Genomic DNA, 22,886 nt, shown 5'->3' on the forward strand with positions numbered 1-22,886 from the left:
TCTCACTTGTTTTCTATTTATAAACACAAAAATGACGTAGGTGAGTTTTTCCCACCAACGTCATTTATTGTACAACCCATTATTTAAAAGTAAAACAGTGGACAGCCATACGTCTACTGTTTTTTTTCTTTTTTTTGAGAGTATAAAGACCCTTTCTTTCTGAGCTCCGATTATTCGTCCCACCGTAAAGATTTGTATAAGTGCAACTAGGCATTCGTCCCAAGAAACGGCGAATGCCTAATTTTCTAATGGTTTGTGTAAACACCCTTAAAGTAATCAACGTTTCCATGATATTTAATGACCTCGTTTACATAAATTTCCGAGAGTGTTTATTGTTTAAATACATAAACTGAAAATGTCGTGAACAAACTTGAAAGGGGTTGTTCTTTCATGGGAAGACGTAATGGAATGATGTCAAACCAAATGAAGGAAGAGATTGCCAAAGAGTTAGGATTTTACGACACTGTACAACGAGAAGGTTGGGGAGGTATTACCTCTAGAGAAGCCGGTAATATGGTAAAAAGGGCAGTTGAAATTGCCCAACAAAGTATGACTGAAAAAGGCAATTCATAATATTGGATTGCCTTTTTTCCTTTCTTAAAGAGGTTATTCAAAAAGCTCGGTGAAAAATACATTCGACGTTTCTAACCTGTAAGGAAGCCTCCGCTATTGATCTTGATAATTTCTCGCCACTTATATTTGAATATGGTACAATTTGTTTATCTTTTGATGGTACAAGTAGGTGACAGGATGGCACTGATTGAAAGGGCGCCAGCAAAAATAAACTTATCGCTAGATGTATTGCGGAAAAGAGAAGATGGCCTTCACGATGTGGAGATGGTTATGACGACCATTGATTTATCCGATCGTATTGAATTAAAGCCTCTTCGTGAAGATAAAATAGAAATATCAATTGAAAGTAGATATGTCCCTGATGATGAGCGAAATTTAGCATATAAAGCTGCACAAGCATTTAAAAATAAATATGGAATCCAAAAGGGTGTTCATATTTGTATAAAGAAAAGTATACCTGTATCAGCAGGACTTGGTGGAGGTAGTACGGATGCAGCAGCGGTATTAAGGGGTCTTAATCGGTTATGGGATTTAAATGTCCCAATGGAAGAATTGGCGAATTTAGGAGCAACATTAGGTGCAGATGTACCATTCTGCATTTATGGAAAAACGGCTATTGCTAGAGGATATGGGGAAAAAATTGAAAGATTAACATCCCCCCCGCCATGTTGGGTAATCTTGGCAAAGCCAAATATTGGGGTATCTACCTGGAAGGTCTTTAATCGAATTGATACGGATGAATTGTATCACCCTAATACAGTTAAAGTACTAGAGGCATTATCTGAAGGTGATTTTCATAAACTGTGTAACTATATAGGGAATTCATTAGAGCCAATTACTTCCTCTATGCACCCAGAGGTATTTCAAATAAGACGAGCGATGAAGAGTATGGGAGCGAATGGGGTACTAATGAGTGGAAGTGGACCTACTGTATATGGATTGGTTAAACAAGAGAATAAGGCTCGAAGAATTTATAATGGAATGCGCGGGTTCTGCGCTGAAGTTTATTTAGTTCGGATATTAGGCTGAGTGTTTGCTAAAATGCGTATAAAGGTGGTATATTAAGATATAAATATACGGCTCTGAGGTGTAGTAATGAAAAGGAGTAACCGATTAGTTATTTTAACAGAGTATTTTTTGGAAAACCCAAGAAAACATACTCAATTACCTTTCTTCGTGAATCTATGTGATACTACAAAGTCTTCTGTAAGTGAAGATTTAGATATCATTGAGCATGTCCTAAAAAACCAACAACTAGGGTATCTTGAACGGACAACAGGGGCTGGAGGCGGAGTTAAGTATATCCCAGAGGTTTCGTCAAGCAGAAACAAACAATTTATTGAGAAACTATGTCATGAACTAGAGGATCCTAGTCGTATTCTGCCAGGTGGGTATCTTTATATGAGCGATATTTTAGGAGATCCTAAACAAGTGCGAGAAATTGGACGTGTTTTTGCATCGTGTTTCTCAAAATTGGACATAGATGTAGTAGTAACAGTAGCTACTAAAGGAATTCCTTTGGCATATTCTGTTGCTTCTTTCCTAAATGTGCCAGTTGTGATTGTACGAAGGGATCCGAAAGTAACGGAAGGATCTTCAGTAAGTATTAACTACGTATCTGGATCATCAAAAAAAATACAAACAATGGTGCTACCAAAGAGAAGCTTGAAGGAAGGAAGCAATGTTTGTATTATTGATGATTTTATGAAAGCTGGTGGCACGATAAATGGTATGATCAGCTTATTAGAAGAATTTGATGCAAAAGTACAAGCCATTGGAGTCTTAGCGGAAGCTGATGACGATGAAGAAGAAAGAATTGTTACGGAATATACTTCTTTGATAAAAATATCTAATGTAGATCTATTACATAAAACGATTGATGTTCAGAATGGTAATATTTCTTTAGTATAATGGTAGTAGTTTGATTAAAGGTATTCGTCATGTTTTTTATGGATGCTTTAAGTGTAGGGAGAAAGTCTCTAAACCTTTCTGCCTATTACATATTAAGGGAGCCAAAAAGTCTTAAATATTAAAGACTTTTGGCTCCTTTTTTTTGACAGGCAGGAAAGTAAAAAAATCCTTCCCATCTGGAACTCCAATTTTACCCATCCCGCCGTAAAGATTTGCATAAATGCAATTAAGACAACCGCCCAAATGCTTGCTGAATGCCAAGTTTTCTAAAAGTGGAGAGAGGATATTTTGAAAAATAAATAATCTTTTTTCTATTTTTAGCAGGAATTTAATTAATTTTGTTGAATAAGTTTAGTAAGTTAAAGGGAAAAGGTGGTGAGACATCATGGAAGTAACCGACGTAAGATTGCGCCGCGTAAACACAGAGGGCAGAATGCGTGCAATTGCATCTATTACATTAGATCAGGAATTTGTCGTGCACGATATCCGTGTTATTGACGGTAATAATGGCTTATTTGTTGCTATGCCTTCAAAGAGAACTCCAGACGGCGAATTCCGGGATATAGCACATCCAATTAATTCTGGAACACGTGCAAAGATTCAAGACGCAGTGTTAGAAGAATACCACCGTGTGGGTGAGGCTGAAGTTGAATATGAAGAAGCGGGAGCTTCCTAAAATGATCAATAAAAGGGGTCAAATCTTTTAAGTAAGGTTGACCTTCTTTTTATTTACTAAAAATCCCCAAAATATTCCCCCCACAAGACAACATTTACATAAATTGGTAACCATATCCAGAAATTGGGCAAAATAGTAAATATCTAATGATATACATATTATCAATATGTTGAAATCAGAACTTGTTTAGGATATATTTTATTATGGAAAATAGTAATAATTGGAGGTATCCTTATGACGAATCGGTATGCTGTGATTTTAGCAGCTGGTCAAGGTACAAGAATGAAGTCTAAGCTTTATAAAGTTTTACATCCTGTAATGGGGCGTCCAATGGTTCAACATGTAATTGACCAATTAACTCCCCTAAATTTAGATGAAACAGTTACAATTGTTGGCTTTGGTGCAGAAATGGTGAAAGATGTAATCGGAAACCAAAGCAAATTTGTCATTCAAGAAGAACAACTAGGAACAGGTCATGCTGTTATTCAGGCAAAATCATTATTACAGGATAAAGAGGGAACAACTATTGTTGTTTGTGGAGATACTCCATTAATCACAAATGGTACATATGAGGCTCTAATTAAACATCATGAAGAAGAGGGTGCAAGTGCTACCATCTTGACAGCTAAGGCGGATGACGCTACTGGATATGGAAGAGTGATTCGTAATGCGGTAAGCGAAGTGGAACGAATCGTTGAACATAAGGATGCAAATGAGGCGGAACTCCAAGTTACTGAAATTAATACAGGTACATACTGTTTTGATAATCAGGCTTTGTTTCAAGCCCTGAAAGAAGTATCCAATGATAACGCACAAGGTGAGTATTATTTACCAGACGTTATTGAAATATTACGAAATAATTCAAAGAAAGTTACTGCATTTATGACGGATAATTTTAATGAAACACTCGGAGTTAATGATCGTGTTGCTTTAGCTAGGGCGGAAAAAACTATGAAACAAAGAATTAATGAAAAACATATGAGAAATGGCGTATCCATTATTGACCCAGAAAACACGTACATTCACCCCGAAGTGATGATTGAACCTGATGTTGTTATATATCCGGGTACGATCATTAAAGGTGCATCCATTATAAAAGAAAATGCTGAAATTGGCCCTAATAGTGAAATAATTAATTGTGAAGTAGGAGAATCTACGGTTATAAGACATAGTGTTGCTAGTGATAGTAAGATTGGTAACCGTGTTAACATTGGTCCGTTTGCACATATCCGTCCAGATTCAACCATTGGACATGGTGCTAAGGTTGGTAATTTTGTAGAAATTAAGAAATCTGTCGTGGGGGAAGGAAGTAAAGCTTCTCATTTAAGTTATGTCGGAGATGCACAAGTAGGAAGCAATGTTAATATAGGTTGTGGTACAATTACAGTGAACTATGATGGAGTGAATAAATATTTAACTACTATAGAAGATGATTCTTTTATTGGTTGTAACTCTAATTTAATAGCACCAGTAACCATTGGAAAAGGTTCCTATGTAGCTGCAGGTTCTACCATTACAAAAGATGTCCCAACTGAGGCACTATCTGTTGCTCGGGCAAGACAAACGAATAAAGAAGGCTATGCATCAAAACTAAAAAATAGAAAAAGAGATTAACGGAGGTTCTAATTCATGTCATCTAATTATACCGATGGTTCCTTGAAGGTATTATCACTAAATTCTAATCCTAAATTAGCACAAGAAATAGCTGATCATATAGGAGTATCTTTGGGGAAATGTACTGTTTCAAAGTTTAGTGATGGGGAAGTACAAATCAATATTGAAGAAAGTGTTCGTGGCTGTGATGTTTACGTTATTCAATCGACTTGTGCCCCAGTTAATCAACATTTAATGGAATTGTTAATTATGATAGATGCTTTAAAACGAGCATCCGCTAAATCAATTAATATTGTAATGCCTTATTATGGTTATGCAAGACAGGATCGAAAAGCTCGTGCACGCGAACCAATAGCGGCAAAATTAGTTGCAAACTTAATTGAAACAGCAGGAGCTGATCGTGTTATATCATTAGACCTGCATGCTCCACAAATCCAAGGATTCTTCGATATTCCAATTGATCATTTACAAGGGGTTCCAATCCTTTCTAATTATTTTGAGTCTAAAGGGTTAGATGACGTGATTGTAGTATCACCAGACCATGGTGGAGTTACTCGTGCACGTAAAATGGCTGATCGCCTAAAGGCGCCAATTGGAATCATTGATAAACGCAGACCTCGCCCAAATGTAGCAGAAGTGATGAACATCATAGGGAACATCGAAGGGAAGACGGCAATTTTAATAGATGATATAATAGATACAGCAGGTACGATTACATTGGCTTCAAATGCATTAATTGAACACGGTGCTAAGGAAGTTTATGCTTGTTGTACACATCCTGTGTTATCAGGTCCAGCAATTGAGCGAATTCGGAATTCACAAATTAAAGAATTGGTAGTTACGAATAGTATCCCACTACCACCGGAAAAAGAAATTGAGAATATAACTAAATTATCTGTAGCACCACTTATTGGAGAAGCGATTATTCGTGTTCATGAACTACAATCTGTTAGTATTCTCTTTGATTAAATATTCGTTATTAGGTACACTTGTATAGGAAGGGAATTTTATCCCACCTTAAGCTTCTGGGGAACTCTTCTTTATACATTTTAAAATGTTTAGACTTGCTTAGATAAGGGAATAAATGTATTGGCAATATAATCACTTAGAATATCCAAGGTTTAAGAAAGATGGAATACGTATTTTTAATGTCTAGCGTCATCGCCCAGCAACTAGCAAACTTCACACTTCTTCACTACGATAAGTCAACATCGGTTCGCTTCCAGCTCACCGTGTTTCCTTTATCTCATTGCGAAGTGCTCCAGTTTGTACGTTGCTAACCGGGCGTCTATGCTTTTCTTAATGTATGTTTGATTTCGAAAAAAATTTTGGAGGATGGATAATATGTCAGTGTCATTAAAAGCATCAAAGCGAGAAATCTTAACAAAATCTCAAAATAAAATTCTTAGAGAAAATGGACAAGTTCCAGGTATTGTATATGGAAAAGAGAAGGATCCTCAAACCATATCTGTTGATGAAGTGGAACTAATAAAGGTAATTCGTAGTGAAGGAAGAAATGCTGTTTTATCTTTAGATATTGATTCTGGGGACAAAGTAGATGTGATGTTTCATGAATATCAAGTGAATCCATTAAAAGGTGAATTAATTCACGTTGACTTTTATATGGCGGATATGTCTCAAGCAATTGATGTTACAGTTCCTTTACGATTAGAGGGAGAGCCGAAGCAAGGTATTCTACAACAACCTTTATTCGAATTACAGGTACGAGCGAAACCTAATGATATCCCAGAAGAAATTACTGTTGATGCATCCGGACTTGAAATCGGTGATACAATCACAGTATCTAACATACCTGTATCGGGTGATTTTGAATTATTAGAGGATCCTGAGACAACTGTTGCAAGTGTATTGGCTCCTGATAATGAAGTATCAGAAGAGCATGCTGAAGAAGTGGAAGCTCAAGAATCAGACGAAGAATGAAGCTTGATATGTAAGAATAAATAAATATAATATATTATTTTGTAACGATAACCCTCCTTCAAGAATCGGAATAACCATTCTTATAGGAGGGGTTATTGTATTTTTTCGCAGGTAGGAAAGTATAAAGATTTTTCCCGTCTAGGGTCTGATTACTCGCCCACCGTAAAAATTTGTATAAGTACAACGAAGGCATTCACCCAAAAGCTTGGAGAACGCCAAGTTTTCTAATCAAATTTCCCAATATAATGAGGTAAGTTAGTGAAATGCTATTTTTAAATAGAAAAAAACTAAAAAAAGGAAATAGGGAAAAAATGAAATGTATTGTAGGTTTAGGTAACCCAGGGAAAAAATATGAAAAGACGAGACATAATGTTGGTTTCATGGTTATAGATGAGTTGGCGAATCGTTATAATTGGAATTTAAATAAATCAAAATTTAAGGGAAACTTTTGCGTAGAGCACTTTGAAGGAGAAAAGGTAGTTCTCCTAAAGCCCGAAACATTTATGAATCTTTCAGGTGAATCGATACGAGCCATGATGGACTTTTACAATATGGAACTTGAAAACATAATCGTCATTTACGATGATCTTGATCTTTCTCCTGGAAAAATTAGATTACGTCAAAAGGGTGGTCATGGTGGACACAATGGTGTAAGGAATACAATTGATCACTTAGGGACAAAAGACTTCAAGCGAATTCGTGTAGGTATTGGAAGACCGAAATTCAATATACCTGTTGTAGATTTTGTACTTGGAGAATTTCCAAAGGAAGATGAGGAAGCCATTAAGGCAAGTATTCATAAATCTGCCGATGCTTGTGAAGAATGGCTAAAAGGCAAACCATTTTTGGAAGTAATGAACACATACAACAATTAATAAAAGAAAAGCGCAAGACTTATCGCACAGAGGTGAAGGAAGTCTCGCTACGGCTTTAGCGCTGGAGCTAGACATTTCAGCATCCACAACGGTCTGTACATGTATATTATGATGCAATTAGGTTAAACTTCTTTAATAAGGAATTTGATATTTGAGGAGGAGTTTCTTTGTCAATTGTCTATAATTGCAGACATTGTGGACTAGAGATTGGTAGGCTGGATAATCAAATGATAGATACTTCCTTATTAGGGTTTAATCAATTATCTGCAGAGGAAAAACAAGAGATGATACAATATCGTGATAATGGAGATATCCTTGTACGAACGATTTGTGAGAGTTGTCAAGAAACACTAGGAGAAAATCCACAGTATCACGAGCTTGATTTCTTTATACAATAAAAGAATGCAAGAACAGCTTTGGTTATAGACCAAGGCATTTTTGCGCTTAATTGCAATATAAGAGGTTGTTCAAAAGGAGGATTCATCCTCCTTTTTGAACACGTACGATAAGCGGGGGTATATGATGAAAGGAATTAAACAATATTTACAATCACAAGAAGACATACAATCCGTTATTAACGGAATTACAAGTGGTATGAACGAACAGCTAGTTGCTGGTTTATCTGGTTCCGCAAGAAGTATGCTAGTTTCTGTTATTAACCAATCTATTACAAAACCAGTTTTATTAGTTACACACCAACTTGTACATGCGCAAAGCTTATACGATGATTTGGTCGTATTTGTAGGGGAAGAAAATGTTCATTTATATCCTGTTAATGAATTAATCGCTTCTGAAATCGCATTTTCAAGCCCAGAACTAAGAAGTCAGCGAATTGAGGCATTAACAGAGTGGACGAAAAATAAGTCAGGGATTTTAATTGCTCCTGTAGCCGCTTTAAAGCGTATATTGCCCCCACCAAATTATTGGAATAAATATCAACTAACTTTTACATTAGGCAAGGAAATAGATATAGAAAAATATCTTACATTTTTGATCGATATGGGTTATGAAAGGGCATCAATGGTAACAACCCCAGGTGAATTTAGTAAACGTGGAGGAATTATCGATATCTATCCTCTAACGGAGGAAAACCCCATTCGGATTGAATTATTTGATGAGGAAATTGACTCCATACGTTTCTTTGATGCGGAAACACAGCGTTCTTTATCCAAACTTGATGAAATCATTATAAAGCCTGTTTCAGAATTACTATTAACAGACGAGGATATTATGGCCGCCTCAGGTAAATTAGAAGATGCCTTAGCTATCTCCTTGAAAAAAATGAAAAAGTCAGAAGTTAAAGAGCATCTAATTGAGACGATGGAAGAGGACATTAGTAGATTAAAGAATATTGAGCGGTTTCAGGAAATGTATAAATATATTGGCTATTTTTATGATGAACCTGCTAGTTTATTAGATTACCTTACTAAAGATGGTTTAGTTATTTTAGATGAGATGAGTAGGGTACAAGAAACAGCGGTGAACTTGGATACAGAAGAAGCGGAATGGTACTCAAGCTTATTAGAATCAGGTAAAATGGTTCAGAATAGTAGATTTTCATATGATTGGCAAACTGTTATGGACAATATGTCACAGCAACGATTGTACATGTCTGTATTTTTACGCCATATTCCAAATACAAACCCACAGAACATTGTTAACCTATCTTCCAGGGTTATGCAAGAGTTTCATGGGCAAATGCATTTATTTAAGAATGAATTAGTTCGTTGGGAAAAAGGGGAGTTTTCAGTTGTTATACTTGCTCCAGATGAACAACGAGCAGAAAAAATCCACTCTATTTTAACGGATTATGATATAGATGCAGTTGTTACAAAGGAATTGAAACTTCCAGTAGAAAAGCCAACGATTACAGTTGGGAATATTAGTGGTGGTATTGAACTGCCAATGCATAAACTAGTATTTATAACAGAGAATGAGTTATTTAAAAAACGTGTAAAACGAGCTAGAAGACAGCAAAAGGTTTCTAATGCGGAAAGAATAAAAAGTTACCAAGAATTAAAAGTTGGAGATTATGTTGTTCACGCAAATCATGGGGTTGGTAAATACTTAGGAATTGAAACATTAAAATTAAACAACCTTCACAAAGATTTTATGCTTATTCGTTATTCCGGTGATGATAAGTTATATGTCCCAATCGATCAGATCGACCTTGTACAAAAATATGTCGGGGCAGAAGGGAAGGAACCAAAGCTTTATAAGCTTGGTGGTACAGAGTGGACAAAAGTAAAGAGAAAAGTCCAGTCAAGTGTGGAAGATATAGCGGATGATTTAATTAAGCTTTATGCAGAAAGAGAATCGAGAAAAGGTTATGCCTTTTCAAAAGATACCGAAATGCAACGGGAGTTTGAAGCTTCCTTTCCATACCAAGAAACAGAAGATCAGTTAAGATGTATAGCAGAAATTAAACAAGACATGGAAAAAGATCGTCCAATGGATCGTTTGTTATGTGGGGACGTAGGTTACGGGAAAACGGAAGTTGCCATACGTGCGGCTTTTAAAGCCATTATGGATGGAAAACAAGTGGCCATTTTAGTGCCAACGACCATCTTAGCACAACAACATTATGAAACGATCAGAGAGCGTTTCCAGGGATATCCAATTAACATAGGTTTACTAAGCAGGTTCCGTACAAGAAAACAACAAACCGAGACCATTAACGGAATGAAAAAGGGTACGATAGATATTGTTATTGGCACACATCGAGTATTATCTAAAGATGTTGAATTCCGAGACTTAGGTCTGTTAATAGTGGATGAAGAGCAGCGTTTTGGGGTAAAACACAAGGAAAAGATTAAACAAATAAAATCAAATGTAGATGTTCTAACACTGACAGCCACTCCAATTCCAAGGACATTGCATATGTCCATGCTTGGGGTTCGAGACCTTTCTGTTATTGAAACGCCACCGGAAAACCGCTTCCCTATTCAAACCTATGTAGTGGAATATAACCCGATATTGGTAAGGGAAGCAATTGAGAGGGAAATGGCTCGTGGCGGGCAAATCTTCTTCTTATATAATCGAGTGGAGAATATTGATAAAATAGCTAGAGATTTAGGAATGCTAGTACCGGAAGCAAGAGTTGGTGTTGCTCACGGGAGAATGACAGAAACAGAATTAGAAAATGTTATTGTTAGCTTTTTAGAAGGGGAATATGATGTTCTTGTAAGTACCACGATTATTGAAACAGGGGTGGATATCCCTAATGTAAATACACTAATTATAAGTAACGCGGACCGCATGGGCTTAAGTCAGCTTTACCAATTACGAGGCCGAGTTGGTAGATCTAATCGTGTGGCATATGCATATTTTACGTATCAGAAAGATAAGGTATTAACGGAAGTTGCAGAAAAGAGACTTCAAGCAATAAAGGAATTTACTGAATTGGGTTCCGGGTTCAAGATTGCAATGCGTGATTTATCAATTCGTGGCACAGGGAACTTACTTGGCTCACAACAACATGGATTTATTGATTCTGTTGGATTTGATCTGTATTCCCAAATGTTGAAAGAAGCAATTGAAGCTCGAAAAGCAGGAAAAGACGAAGAGAACATTAAGCCATTCGAACCTGAGCTTTCCCTTAAATTAGATGCGTATATACCAGATGAGTATATAAATGATGAAAGGCAAAAAATCGAGATATATAAACATTTCAATACCTTGGAGACAGGTGAGGAAATAAGTGAATTAAAAGAAGAATTAGTTGATCGCTACGGGGATTACCCAATAGAAGTAGAAAATCTATTTATCGTTTCCGCACTAAAGATGCATTCTAAGAAGGAAAAAGTAGAATCTATCTCAGAAAAAAATAATAAAATTACACTACTCGTAAGTGAAGATAGAAGTCAAGCAATTGACGGGTCAAAATTATTTGAACTAGCAAATCAGTTTGGCCGAAATGTCCAATTAGGAACGGAAAATAATAAGCTTAAGATTACCGTTAAATATACGGATAAAACAAAGGAAAGATATAAAATAGTTGAGGAATTCATAAAAAAATTAAATACAGTGGATAGAAATGGCTAAAAAATTGGTAGGTAATGTATAGTTCTTATTGAGTTGTCTTATACTAAAATCACACCTGGTGGTTATAGAACATCCCGAACATATTTTACAAACGGAAGTAATTGTAATCATCATAGAAAGTGAGGCTACTCAAATGAAAGCAACAGGTATCGTTCGTCGAATTGATGATTTAGGAAGGGTGGTAATTCCTAAAGAGATTAGAAGAACTTTACGGATTCGTGAAGGTGATCCATTAGAGATTTTCGTCGACCGAGAAGGCGAGGTTATACTGAAAAAATATTCACCAATTAATGAATTGGGGCACTTTGCTAAGGAATATGCTGAAGCACTATTTGATTCATTACAAGTTCCAGTACTCATTTGTGACCGTGATGAAGTTATTGCGGTTTCTGGTGAGTCTAAGAAAGATTACTTAAATAAGATTATTAGCTCCGAAATAACAAAGATAATTGAAAACCGTACAAAGGTATTTGAAACAGAAGTAAAAAGTTTAGAAATCTTAGATGGGCATGAACAAGAAATAGACTCTTATTGTGTAAATCCTATTATAGCGAATGGTGACCCGATTGGTTGTGTACTCCTATTTACAAAAGAAGGAAACAAGCTTACCAATGTAGAACAGAAGTCAGCAGAAACTGCTTCAAGCTTTTTAGCAAGGCAAATGGAGTAGAGCAAAATGAGCAAAAATCAGCTTAATCTGGTTTTTGCTTATTTTTAGCAGTGAAATTATAAAAATTCCCCTTGCCTGAATAAGTGCAACTAAGATATAAGTAAGTCAAATGTTCGGTCTACTAATTTAATAAATAAATGATAAAGGTAACTGTGCTATAATTAAAATGGAAATATGAACAATAGAGCTAATAATTACCTGAGGTTATACACAAATGGAAGAAAATAAATCTAATCAGCTAGTTAAGGGAGCGCTACTCTTAACTTTAGCTGGATTAATTAGTAAAATATTAAGTGCCGGATACCGCATACCATTGCAAAACTTAACAGGGGATGTTGGATTTTATATTTATCAGCAGGTGTATCCTTTTTTGGGCATTGCAATGATGTTATCTTTATATGGATTTCCTCAAGCTATATCCAAAATAATAATAGAAATAAAAAAGGAAGGAAAAAGACTATCCTTTACAAGTTTCTATATTCCCATATTTTCCATTTTGTTTATTGTAAATGGTGTTTTTTTTGTATTTTTATTTCTTTTTGCTCATCCATTATCTAATTTGATAGGTGACCCTAATCTAGCTTCCACTTATCAATTTGCTTCATTTACCTTTTTACTAGTTCCTTTTACTGCTTTACTGCGAGGTGTTTTCCAAGGGAATTTATATATGAAACCTACTGCGTATTCCCAAATAGGAGAACAACTCATTCGTGTATTTTTCATCATCATGGCTGCAATACTTATTGCAAATCAAGTATTTGATATTTACATAATTGGAAATGCAGCGGTAATTGCTTCTCTGGCAGGGGCAATAATAGCTATTATTATCCTTTTTATTTTTCTCTTTTTCAAAAAACCTATATCCTTGAGCTCACATCCTATTTCATGGAGTTTTTATGTAAAAACACTTTTAATATTTGGTGTAGTTGCAACCTTAAATCATATGACTTTATTAGTCATTCAATTTGCAGATTCCTTAACATTAGTCTCGGGATTGGTGGATTTTGGTTTAACTACAACCGAAGCAATGGAGGTAAAAGGAGTATTTGATAGAGGTCAACCGTTAATTCAAATAGGAACTGTATTAGGATCATCCTTTGCATTAGCACTCATTCCATCTATTTCAAAAGAAAAATTACAACATCAGAAGGGCGAATTTTACTTTTACATACGGAGTGCATTGCTTTTTAGTTTTTATTTAGCTTTTGCTGCAATGATTGGTTTGATTGTAATACTACCAGAAATTAATATTTTATTGTTTAAAGATGGTAAAGAAACATTTGCTTTACAAATACTTGTTATGTCGCTTTTCTTAAGTTCCTTGGCAATTACGGCGTCATCTATATTACAAGGTTTAGGGTATATTAAACGTACAGCAAGCCTTATCGTTATCATGTTTATCTTAAAGGGGTTATTAAACCTTTGGCTTGTTCCGTTATTTGGGCTTATTGGTGGATCTGTTGCAACGGTAATTAGTTTATTAGGATTACTAGTCGTTGTTTTAATGGACATAGAACGAAATTTACCAGAGTTACATTTTCTAAAGAGTATAAAGTGGATAACACTCATAAAATCATCGTTATCGATGATCATCTTTCTTATTGCTGCCAATTTATTCATACAGGATCATTTTCTTGAAAATCGATTTCATTTATTCCTTTATGTCATGGTTGTTGTTGTAATAGGTGCGAGTATTTTTTTATATATGTTGATAAGAGGAAAGGCACTATCGGAAAGACAATTAAGTTTGTTGCCTAAAGCGTCATGGTTTATTCGTATATATAAAGGAGGGAAACATAATGGCAAAAATTGACGTGCTGGGATTAGGCTCTGGGGACATCAACCAGCTCCCATTTGGAATATATAAAAGGCTGAAAAATATGGATGGAGTCATATACACCCGGACATTGGACCATCCTGTTATTAAGGTGTTAAAGGAAGAAGGAGTAGATTTCCAATCCTTTGATTATCTATATGAAGAAGAGGAAACATTTGAAGAAGTGTATAAACGAATAGTTTCTACTTTGACTGAATCTGCAAAAGAATCAACTAATATCGTTTATACTGTTCCGGGCCATCCAATGCTAGCCGAGAGGACGGTTCAATTATTATTGGAGCAAGATGAGGTAGATGTAAATGTCGATGGAGGTCAAAGTTATTTAGATGCCCTTTTTACTGCATTAAGGATTGACCCAATTGAAGGGTTTCAATTTTTAGATGGTACCTCATTTGAAAGAAGTGAAATTTCGTATCGTGGGCATGTAATTTTCTGCCAAGTATATGATCAATTTATTGCATCAGATGTAAAGCTTGCTCTATTAGAGGATTTACCACCTGATCATGAGGTCACCATTATAGAAGCGGCAGGTAGTGAAAAGGAAGTAATTAGAACGGTACCACTAGTAGAGTTAGACCACCAAGTAGAGATAAGTAACTTGACGAGTGTTTATGTTGCACCAGTGCCAAATCATCTATTAAATCATACTTTTGATAATTTTAGAGAGGTTATGAGAAAATTAAGGGCCCCTGATGGTTGCCCTTGGGATCGTGAGCAGACGCATGAGTCATTAAAAGAACATTCCATTGAGGAAATATATGAATTAATCGAAGCTATTGATAATCAAGATGATGAAGGAATCATTGAGGAACTAGGCGATATTTTTATGCACGTTATGTTACATAGCCAAATAGGGGAAGATGATGGGTATTTTACGATAGACGATGTGATTCGTGGAGTTACGAATAAAATGATTTTCCGCCATCCTCATGTGTTTGGCAATGTGTTAGTAGACTCTTCAGAAGAGGTTACGAAAAATTGGGAAGAACTAAAGAAACAGGAAAAGGGAGAAAAACGGAAATCCACTTTAGATGGTGTTCCTAAACCATTACCTGCTTTATTGAAGGCATACAAAATACAGAAAAAGGCTGCGAAAGTAGGATTTGATTGGGATCAGGTATCCGATATATGGGCAAAACTCGATGAGGAAATAAAGGAAGTTAAAGAGGTAATTGCAAAAAATGACAGGGAAGAAATGGAGAAGGAATTTGGTGATGTTCTATTTGTTCTCGCTAACTTAACAAGATTTTATCAAATTAATCCTGAAATAGCATTAGAAAGAACGAATCAAAAGTTTACTTCTCGATTTACTTATATAGAGGAAAAATTAAAGGCTGATGGTGTGGATATAGGACAGGCATCATTGGAATGGATGGATCAATATTGGGATCAAGCGAAGGAAAGAGAGTGATAGGGATGCGGTTGGATAAATTTTTAAAAGTATCAAGAATTATTAAGCGACGTACTCTAGCGAAGGAAGTTGCAGAACAAGGGAGGATAAAAATAAACGGAAATCAGGCAAAGGCCTCCTCTATTTTATCTATAGGCGATGAATTGACCATTCAATTTGGACAAAAGATAGTCACATTTAAGATAAATGATATTCGAGAAACAGTAAAGAAAGATGAAGCAGAGACTCTTTATACATTAGTGAAGGAAGAGAAAATTTAAGTGACTTCCTAAGATGATCAAGAATGCATTTATGAATAAGAATAAAGCAAAAGACTAGTTCTATACTTGTCCCTCCTTTCATAAATTAATAGTGATAAGGAGGGCGTTTTATTATGAATTATTATGAGAATAAGGAAAACGTGACACGTGTACAAACTGATCACTTTTTAAAATTAAATCAAAGAAGAGATTTAGAAATAACTGGGGTTAAAGAAGTCGATAGTTTTGACAATGAAGAGTTCTTACTGGAAACAGTAATGGGATATTTAATCGTACGCGGCCAAAATTTGCAATTGAAAAACCTTGATGTCGGGGAAGGGGTTGTGACGATTAAGGGTAAAATTTATGAGCTTTCCTATGTAGATGATCAGGGGCAGGAGAAAGCTAAAGGGTTCTTTAGCAAGTTATTTAGATGACGATTAGTGTTCAGTTTATGACCATGGTTTCCATGGTTCTAAGTGGCTTTTACTTAGGAATAGCCCTTGATACCTTTCGTCGATTTACTCCATACTGGAAGCGTAAAGTAGTTTTAGCCTACTTGATGGAAATTTGCTTTTGGTTAACCCAAACCGCCATATTATTCTATATTCTATTTCTGGTCAATTCAGGTGAAATTAGGTTCTATATTTTTATTGCCTGCTTATTAGGGTTTGCTATGTACCAAGTATTTGCAGCAACTATATATAAAAAAGTATTAGAGCATATGATTCGAATCGTAACTAATATTTATCTCTTTTGCAAAAGAGTGGTACAAGCTCTTATCGTCCAACCAATCATATGGATTTTTACTTTATTGGTCACGGTCATTTTAGGTGTTGTTCGTGTCATATGGAAAATTATCTTATTTATTTTAAAGCTTCTACTTACTCCAATAGGATGGATTTTAAAAGCCACTTATTCTATACTGCCAAATAGTTTTAAAAACTTTTTAAAGCAAATTGCAGGATTTTATAGTAAAATAAAGAATATATTAGTAAAATGGCTTAATACACTAAAGTCAATGGGGAGGTAGAAGCTTTGTCTTCTCGTAAAACTACCGTTGCTAAAATTGATTCAAGCTATATGGAGCAATATAACACTTACAAAGAAAGACAGAAAAGAAAGAAACAACGGTTAGTTCGTAGGTTAGTCTTATTTGCAGTAACTACGTTAATTATATTTGGTTGCATAGCTGGATACCATATGAAACAGCGTGCAATCTATGCTGAGAAAGTGGAACAATATGAGCAGTTAGAAAAAGAGCTAAAGGAATTAAAGCAATCGGAAAAGAATTTAAAAGAGGAAATTGAATTGCTTAACAATGAGGATTACGTTTTGGATATTGCCAGAACAAATTACTTCTTATCTAAAGAAGGGGAATTGATCTTTACTATCCCAGATGAAGAACCATCATATTGACACTTTTTCATTTGATTAATATACTATAAGTGAACTTCAAGTATAGGGGTGTGAAACCCCATAACTGAAGTATCATTTTATCTAATCTTTTAAGGAGGAGCATTTTTTTTATGTCAATCGAAGTAGGCAGCAAGCTGCAAGGAAAGGTAACTGGAATCACTAATTTTGGTGCATTTGTTGAACTTGAAGAAGGTAAAACAGGTCTTGTTCATATTAGTGAGGTTGCCGACAATTATGTAAAAGACATTAACGACCATCTAAAAGTTGGGGACGAAGTAGAGGTAAAAGTCATTAATGTCGAAAAGGATGGGAAAATTGGACTTTCTATTAAGAAAGCAAAAGACCGTCCAGCCCGTCCAAAAGTAAAGAAAGAACGCCAAGAGAACTTTGAAGCTAAAATGAGCCGCTTTCTCAAAGATTCTGAGGATCGTTTAGCCTCTTTGAAAAAGCATACTGAATCCAAACGTGGAGGTCGAGGTGCTAAGCGAGGCTAGCAGTTGCTGTCTATGAATTGTAGCGAATGCTCTTGTATATATTAAGAAACTAAGGCATTTACTCACTGTGAAGTTGGGAAAATGCCTTAATTTCATTTAAGAAGGAAGAACGTTTTTATCTCACCTATCCATCTAAAAATATCTTCTTACCAAAAAAACAGCTATCACAATTGTGATAGCTGTTTTTTTACGTTCAGCTTCAGCGCCCAGGTACTAGGGAATTTCTTAACTAGAAGCTTGCGCTTTCGTTATGATAGCGGCGGAGGGGATCGAACCCACGACCTCACGGGTATGAACCGTACGCTCTCGCCAGCTGAGCTACGCCGCCAAAATGCCAACAAAAAATATAATACTATATACCGTTACTCCTGTCAATGGAAAATACATAGATTGAATATTCAAATATATGATATGAAAAACATGTATAAATATGATAGAGAATAAAGCTGATGTTACTTAATTCGTCAAGTCGGAATACAATTCGGCAAAGATTGAAATAAAAAAAGGTCTATAAATTATAAAATAAATGATTAAATTATTCATGAAGTATAGATAGAATCAAGTGAAACCAATACATTACTAGGACTGTGCTAGAATGTTGGATTTTGCCTATTATTTAGAAAGAAGTCGAACGAATCTTTAACTTTACTCCGTTGTTTTGACAAAAAAACAAGACATATTGTGGTTTACTAATAGAAAAGATAGGAGTGGTTATATGATGAGTTCTATCCCAAAAATAGAATCGAGCGGATTTGGTTTAGATAAGAATAAAAGGATAGGCAAGTTTCGTAAAAGACTACTATTGAAATGTAAGTCTCAATTATTTGAAAAAGGTTGGTTATTTTTTCTAGTTGGCTTTCTATTAGGAAGAGCAGTTATCTTAACAGAGGTTTCTCCCTTTGCAGTTGCATTTTTGGCTACAATTTGGTTCGTTGATCGAGCGAAAGCCCTACCAACAATGCTTGCTATTCTAGTAGGGTCTGTTAGTTATTCTTTCACACATAGTCTATTCCTAATAATGGCTATGACGGTATTTATCTTTTTAGCAGCCATATTCAAGAATAAAGAGAGTCAGCAAATTCTAGTGCCTTTATTTGTATTTCTATCAACTATTTTGTCTCGAGTATTTCTTTATTCTTTCCAAAATCAATTAACTTCTTATGAATGGGTGCTTTTGGCAATTGAAGGAGTATTAGGGACGGTACTAGTATTAATCTTTATGCAAAGCATTCCGCTAATATCACCAAAAAGATATAAATCAACTTTAAAAAACGAAGAAATTGTTTGCATGATTATTCTTATTGCTTCAATTTTAACTGGAACAATAGGTTGGGAAATTTACGGTGCTTCTATTGAACAAGTTTTCTCTCGATATTTTGTTTTATTGTTTGCCTTTGTAGGCGGTGCGGCGATTGGGTCAACAGTTGGTGTAGTAGCTGGATTAATTCTATCTTTAGCAAGTGTGGCTAATCTCTATCAAATGAGTCTTTTAGCCTTTTCGGGATTACTTGGTGGCCTATTAAAAGAAGGAAAAAAAATAGGTGTAGCTATCGGCTTGCTTGTTGGTACCTTCTTGATTGGAATTTATGGTAGCTCAAGTGAGTTAATCCCTTCTCTTATTGAATCATTAATTGCTATTACCTTATTCTTTCTTACTCCTGCTTCTTGGTCTAATAGGATTTCTAGATATATCCCGGGAACAGAGGAATATACACATGAGCAAGAGCGTTATTTACAAAAGGTGCGAAATGTAACCGCTAAACGTGTAGAACAATTTTCAGGTGTGTTTCACGCATTATCAAAAAGTTTTGATACGACGGAACTTTACGCAGTGGATGAAGCAGAGAAAAGGAGGGAAACCGATTATTTCCTATCCCAGGTAACAGAAAGAACATGCCAATCATGTTTTATGAAAGACAGGTGCTGGCAAAAGGAATTTGATTCAACATATTCTTTAATGGAAGAAATGAAAGATGATATGGAAGACGGTAATGCTCCTAATCACAAAGTAATACGGGAGTTTGAAAACCATTGTGTAAAATCCAAAAAAGTCATCGATGTCATGCGGGAAGAGATCACTTTATTTGAAGCGAATCGAAAACTCAGACAGCAAGTTATGGAAAGTAAGCGTTTAGTTGCGGATCAGTTACAAGGTGTTTCAGAGGTTATGGGTGACTTTGCCAAAGAGATTTTAAAAGAAAGGCAAAATAACGAAATACAAGAAGAGCAAATGATCCAAGGATTAAAAGCGATGGGAATTGAACTGGAGAAACTCGATATTTATTCTTTAGAAAAGGGAAATGTTGATATTGAAATGAAGGTTTCCTTCTATAATTATCATGGAGAAGGACCAAAATTAATTGCTCCTGTATTATCCGATATCTTAAGTGAAATGGTTGTAGTGAAACAGGAAGACATTTCTCCGTTTCCCAATGGTACAAGCTATCTAGCTTTTGGATCTGCAAGGGAGTTTGTAGTAACAACTGGTGCAGCAAATGCTGCAAAAGATGGCGGATTCATATCTGGTGACAGTTATACGACTATTGAATTGGGAGCAGGTAAATATGCGATGGCAATAAGTGATGGAATGGGAAATGGTAAACGTGCCCGAGAGGAAAGTGTAGAGACGCTAAGATTACTTCAACAAATTTTACAGACTGGAATACCAGAAAAGGTTGCCATTAAGTCCATTAATTCTATTCTATCATTGCGGACTACTGATGAAATGTTTGCAACATTGGATCTAGCAGTTATCGACTTGCATAATGCTTTTGTTCAGTTTCTTAAGATTGGATCCACACCAAGTTTTATCAAAAGAGGGGAGGATGTCATTAAAATAGAAGCAAGTAATCTACCAATAGGAATCATACAAGATTTTGATGTGGATATTGTAAGTGAACAACTAATGTCAGAGGATCTACTTATTATGATGAGCGATGGCATATTTGATGGCCCAATGCATGTTGAAAATACCGATATGTGGATGAAGAGGAAACTTAGGGAAATAGCAACGGACGATCCACAGGAAATTGCAGATCTGTTGTTAGAAGAAGTGATTCGAACAAAATCTGGAACAATAGATGACGATATGACGGTATTAGTGGCTAAGGTAAATAAAAATAAACCAAAATGGGCTTCAGTCCCAATGTATAATACCAAAGCATTATAAGGAGTGTAAATAATTTGATAAATAACGTAATAACAACGTTTATAATCGCTTATATTTATTTTATTCGCGCGAAACAAATAGAAACATTGATTCAGTCGGGATTAAAGCAAATGTCTAATATTAAGGATAAAGTAATTGCAAATATAAATATTGGGAAAATGACCTTCATTTATGTAAATGCTCTCTTAAGTGGGGGCGGAACAATGGAGCTAAAACGATATTTACATTTAACTACAGATGCGCGTGCGAGAGGGAGTCCGTATGCGAAAATCTAGAATGCTAGACCATCCACACCGAAGCTTTATGAATGTATAAAACCTCTCTACCTTGGCGATGATGCTAGTGAATGAAAAGGGAGGTTTTTTTCTTGAAAAAAGGGACGTTAAAGCAGATTTTACTTATAACAGATGGTTGCTCCAATAAAGGTGAAGATCCTGCTGGGGTAGCAGCTCTTGCTTATGAACAAGGAATAACGGTGAATGTGATTGGGATTTTAGAAAATAATCAATCAGAGGATGTAGGAGGTCTAAAAGAAGTAGAAGATATTGCTCTTTCAGGTGGTGGTGTGAGCCAAATTGTTTATCCAGAAATATTATCTCAAACCGTGCAAATGGTTACGCGTCAAGCAATGACTCAAACAATACAGGGATTTGTAAATAAAGAGTTAAAACAGATATTAGGCTCCAATCAATCGATAGAGAATATAGATCCGGAAAAACGTGGAGAAATCATGGAAGTAGTAGAGGATTTGGGAGAATCAAGTGATTTAGAGGTTGTAGTACTAGTAGATACAAGTGCAAGTATGCATGACAAGCTTCCTACGGTAAAGGAATCATTAATCGATTTATCTATTAGTCTGAATTCCCGAATTGGGAAAAATCGTTTTTGTATTTTTAGCTTTCCTGGAAAAAGAAAAGATATACAGAAGATTTTAGACTGGTCACCACAATTAAATTCTATTTCAGAAGTCTTCCCTAAATTAACAAGTGGTGGAATAACACCTACAGGACCAGCATTACGTGAGGCGATGTACCAGTTTAGTAAAAAAAGCTTATTAAGGAGCTTAAGAAATGAGAGCGCAGACGTGGAAGAATTCGGGTATTGATCTTAAGCCTGGAACGAAAATTACAGGAAAGTGGTATAAAAATCAATACCTTATAAGAGGAAAGCTTGGGAAGGGTGCAATAGGTACTGTTTATTTATGTGAATCGGGTGGAAAATTAGCTGCCCTTAAGATAAGTGATAAAGGTACTTCTATGACTGTTGAAGTAAACGTATTAAAGTCGCTCGGTCAGGTCCAAGGAACTAGGCTTGGGCCTTATTTATTGGATGTAGATGATTGGGTATCACCAAATGGAACAACGTACTCCTTCTATGTTATGGAATATTTAAAAGGAGAATCCTTGTCCCTTTTCGTCAAGAATAACGGAAATGTTTGGATAGGGGTGTTTCTTCTTCAACTTCTTGAGGATTTAGAACAACTCCATCAATCAGGATGGGTTTTTGGTGATTTAAAACTGGATAATTTAATTGTTCTTTCATCTCCTACAAGAATACGATGGGTTGATGTTGGAGGGACAACTCAAACAGGAAGAGCAATAAAGGAATACACGGAGTTTTATGATAGGGGTTACTGGGGATTAGGAACAAGAAAAGCAGAACCAAGTTACGATTTATTTTCCTTAGTAATGGTTTTTCTCCATCTTTATTATCCACAAAGATTTGAAAGAACGACACAATCCGAGAAACTTCTCTTCAAAAAGATAGATCAAGTTAAACAATTACAGCCTTATCGTAATCCATTGAAAAAAGCTATTGCAGGAAAATACAGGACGAGTTCCGAAATGAAAAATGATGTTCTTCAAATCGTTTATCAATCGCAAAATAAAAGTAGGTTAAAGAAAAAAGGCAATCAAAAAATATCGAATATTCCTTTCTACATAGAAATGGGAGGAATCTCGATTGTTGCTATTGGATTTTATATTCTGTCTTTGATTTTTTGACACTTTAGTT

22 protein-coding genes and 1 tRNA gene are annotated in these 22,886 nt (G+C 35.6%); 22 read left to right on the forward strand and 1 reads right to left on the reverse strand.

Going from position 1 to position 22,886, the window contains the following annotated elements; genetic code table 11:
* The first annotated feature begins 390 nt into the window (after positions 1-390).
* From KM885_RS14070 to KM885_RS14155, 18 genes are all read left to right on the forward strand, one after another.
* Positions 391-573, forward strand: a complete 183-nt coding sequence (locus KM885_RS14070; RefSeq protein WP_047186896.1) for a small, acid-soluble spore protein, alpha/beta type — start codon at positions 391-393, stop codon at positions 571-573.
* Between the two features lie 177 nt (positions 574-750).
* Entirely contained in the window at positions 751-1,602 is an 852-nt protein-coding gene (gene ispE, locus KM885_RS14075; protein WP_216884164.1) for a 4-(cytidine 5'-diphospho)-2-C-methyl-D-erythritol kinase, read from the forward strand.
* Positions 1,603-1,668: 66 nt separating this feature from the next.
* A complete protein-coding gene (purR, locus tag KM885_RS14080; protein WP_047186897.1) occupies positions 1,669-2,484 on the forward strand; it encodes a pur operon repressor in 816 nt (271 codons plus the stop codon).
* 385 nt (positions 2,485-2,869) lie between these two features.
* Positions 2,870-3,160, forward strand: coding sequence for a septation regulator SpoVG (spoVG, locus tag KM885_RS14085; RefSeq protein WP_047186898.1), 291 nt, complete (start codon positions 2,870-2,872; stop codon positions 3,158-3,160).
* 234 nt (positions 3,161-3,394) lie between these two features.
* On the forward strand, positions 3,395-4,774 hold the full coding sequence (gene glmU / locus KM885_RS14090; RefSeq protein ID WP_145523707.1) for a bifunctional UDP-N-acetylglucosamine diphosphorylase/glucosamine-1-phosphate N-acetyltransferase GlmU: 1,380 nt from the start codon (positions 3,395-3,397) through the stop codon (positions 4,772-4,774).
* Positions 4,775-4,789: 15 nt separating this feature from the next.
* Complete coding sequence (locus tag KM885_RS14095; protein WP_047186900.1) at positions 4,790-5,743, forward strand: ribose-phosphate diphosphokinase; 954 nt, start codon at positions 4,790-4,792, stop codon at positions 5,741-5,743.
* A 375-nt stretch (positions 5,744-6,118) separates the two neighbouring features.
* Entirely contained in the window at positions 6,119-6,715 is a 597-nt protein-coding gene (locus KM885_RS14100; protein ID WP_060668389.1) for a 50S ribosomal protein L25/general stress protein Ctc, read from the forward strand.
* A 311-nt stretch (positions 6,716-7,026) separates the two neighbouring features.
* Positions 7,027-7,590, forward strand: coding sequence for an aminoacyl-tRNA hydrolase (gene pth / locus KM885_RS14105; protein ID WP_047186902.1), 564 nt, complete (start codon positions 7,027-7,029; stop codon positions 7,588-7,590).
* Positions 7,591-7,757: 167 nt separating this feature from the next.
* Complete coding sequence (locus KM885_RS14110) at positions 7,758-7,988, forward strand: anti-sigma-F factor Fin (RefSeq protein ID WP_047186903.1); 231 nt, start codon at positions 7,758-7,760, stop codon at positions 7,986-7,988.
* Between the two features lie 124 nt (positions 7,989-8,112).
* Positions 8,113-11,634 carry a transcription-repair coupling factor gene (gene mfd / locus KM885_RS14115; RefSeq protein WP_204798307.1) on the forward strand — a complete coding sequence of 1,174 codons (3,522 nt, stop codon included), beginning with the start codon at positions 8,113-8,115 and terminating at the stop codon, positions 11,632-11,634.
* Between the two features lie 133 nt (positions 11,635-11,767).
* A complete protein-coding gene (gene spoVT, locus KM885_RS14120) occupies positions 11,768-12,304 on the forward strand; it encodes a stage V sporulation protein T (RefSeq protein WP_047186905.1) in 537 nt (178 codons plus the stop codon).
* A 214-nt stretch (positions 12,305-12,518) separates the two neighbouring features.
* Positions 12,519-14,117: a polysaccharide biosynthesis protein gene (locus tag KM885_RS14125; protein ID WP_216884165.1), complete on the forward strand. Its 1,599-nt coding sequence runs from the start codon at positions 12,519-12,521 to the stop codon at positions 14,115-14,117.
* Positions 14,104-15,552, forward strand: coding sequence for a bifunctional methyltransferase/pyrophosphohydrolase YabN (yabN, locus tag KM885_RS14130; RefSeq protein ID WP_216884166.1), 1,449 nt, complete (start codon positions 14,104-14,106; stop codon positions 15,550-15,552). Before KM885_RS14125 ends, yabN begins: the two co-directional genes overlap by 14 nt.
* A gap of 5 nt (positions 15,553-15,557) precedes the next feature.
* Positions 15,558-15,812 carry an RNA-binding S4 domain-containing protein gene (locus tag KM885_RS14135; RefSeq protein WP_047186908.1) on the forward strand — a complete coding sequence of 85 codons (255 nt, stop codon included), beginning with the start codon at positions 15,558-15,560 and terminating at the stop codon, positions 15,810-15,812.
* Positions 15,813-15,925: 113 nt separating this feature from the next.
* The gene (yabP, locus tag KM885_RS14140) at positions 15,926-16,228 is read left to right on the forward strand and encodes a sporulation protein YabP (protein ID WP_047186909.1); all 303 of its coding nucleotides are present in this window, start codon (positions 15,926-15,928) and stop codon (positions 16,226-16,228) included.
* Positions 16,225-16,824: a spore cortex biosynthesis protein YabQ gene (yabQ, locus tag KM885_RS14145; protein ID WP_216884167.1), complete on the forward strand. Its 600-nt coding sequence runs from the start codon at positions 16,225-16,227 to the stop codon at positions 16,822-16,824. Before yabP ends, yabQ begins: the two co-directional genes overlap by 4 nt.
* 5 nt (positions 16,825-16,829) lie before the next feature.
* Positions 16,830-17,210: an FtsB family cell division protein gene (locus KM885_RS14150; RefSeq protein WP_047186911.1), complete on the forward strand. Its 381-nt coding sequence runs from the start codon at positions 16,830-16,832 to the stop codon at positions 17,208-17,210.
* A 110-nt stretch (positions 17,211-17,320) separates the two neighbouring features.
* Positions 17,321-17,704 carry a S1 domain-containing RNA-binding protein gene (locus KM885_RS14155; RefSeq protein WP_047186912.1) on the forward strand — a complete coding sequence of 128 codons (384 nt, stop codon included), beginning with the start codon at positions 17,321-17,323 and terminating at the stop codon, positions 17,702-17,704.
* A 254-nt stretch (positions 17,705-17,958) separates the two neighbouring features.
* Here the strand turns inward: KM885_RS14155 and KM885_RS14160 are convergent.
* Positions 17,959-18,032 (reverse strand) — tRNA-Met (locus tag KM885_RS14160).
* Positions 18,033-18,419: 387 nt separating this feature from the next.
* Between KM885_RS14160 and spoIIE the strand changes: the two genes are divergently transcribed.
* From spoIIE to KM885_RS14180, 4 genes are all read left to right on the forward strand, one after another.
* Positions 18,420-20,873 carry a stage II sporulation protein E gene (spoIIE, locus tag KM885_RS14165; protein ID WP_216884168.1) on the forward strand — a complete coding sequence of 818 codons (2,454 nt, stop codon included), beginning with the start codon at positions 18,420-18,422 and terminating at the stop codon, positions 20,871-20,873.
* Between the two features lie 14 nt (positions 20,874-20,887).
* The gene (locus KM885_RS14170) at positions 20,888-21,148 is read left to right on the forward strand and encodes a hypothetical protein (RefSeq protein WP_060668382.1); all 261 of its coding nucleotides are present in this window, start codon (positions 20,888-20,890) and stop codon (positions 21,146-21,148) included.
* Between the two features lie 92 nt (positions 21,149-21,240).
* Positions 21,241-21,978 carry a vWA domain-containing protein gene (locus KM885_RS14175; protein WP_060668381.1) on the forward strand — a complete coding sequence of 246 codons (738 nt, stop codon included), beginning with the start codon at positions 21,241-21,243 and terminating at the stop codon, positions 21,976-21,978.
* Complete coding sequence (locus KM885_RS14180) at positions 21,944-22,876, forward strand: protein kinase domain-containing protein (protein WP_047186916.1); 933 nt, start codon at positions 21,944-21,946, stop codon at positions 22,874-22,876. The genes KM885_RS14175 and KM885_RS14180 overlap by 35 nt, the downstream gene beginning before the upstream one ends.
* Positions 22,877-22,886: the final 10 nt, after the last annotated feature.

The sequence above is a fragment of the Oceanobacillus caeni genome, assembly GCF_019037185.1.
Lineage (GTDB): Bacteria > Bacillota > Bacilli > Bacillales > Amphibacillaceae > Oceanobacillus > Oceanobacillus caeni.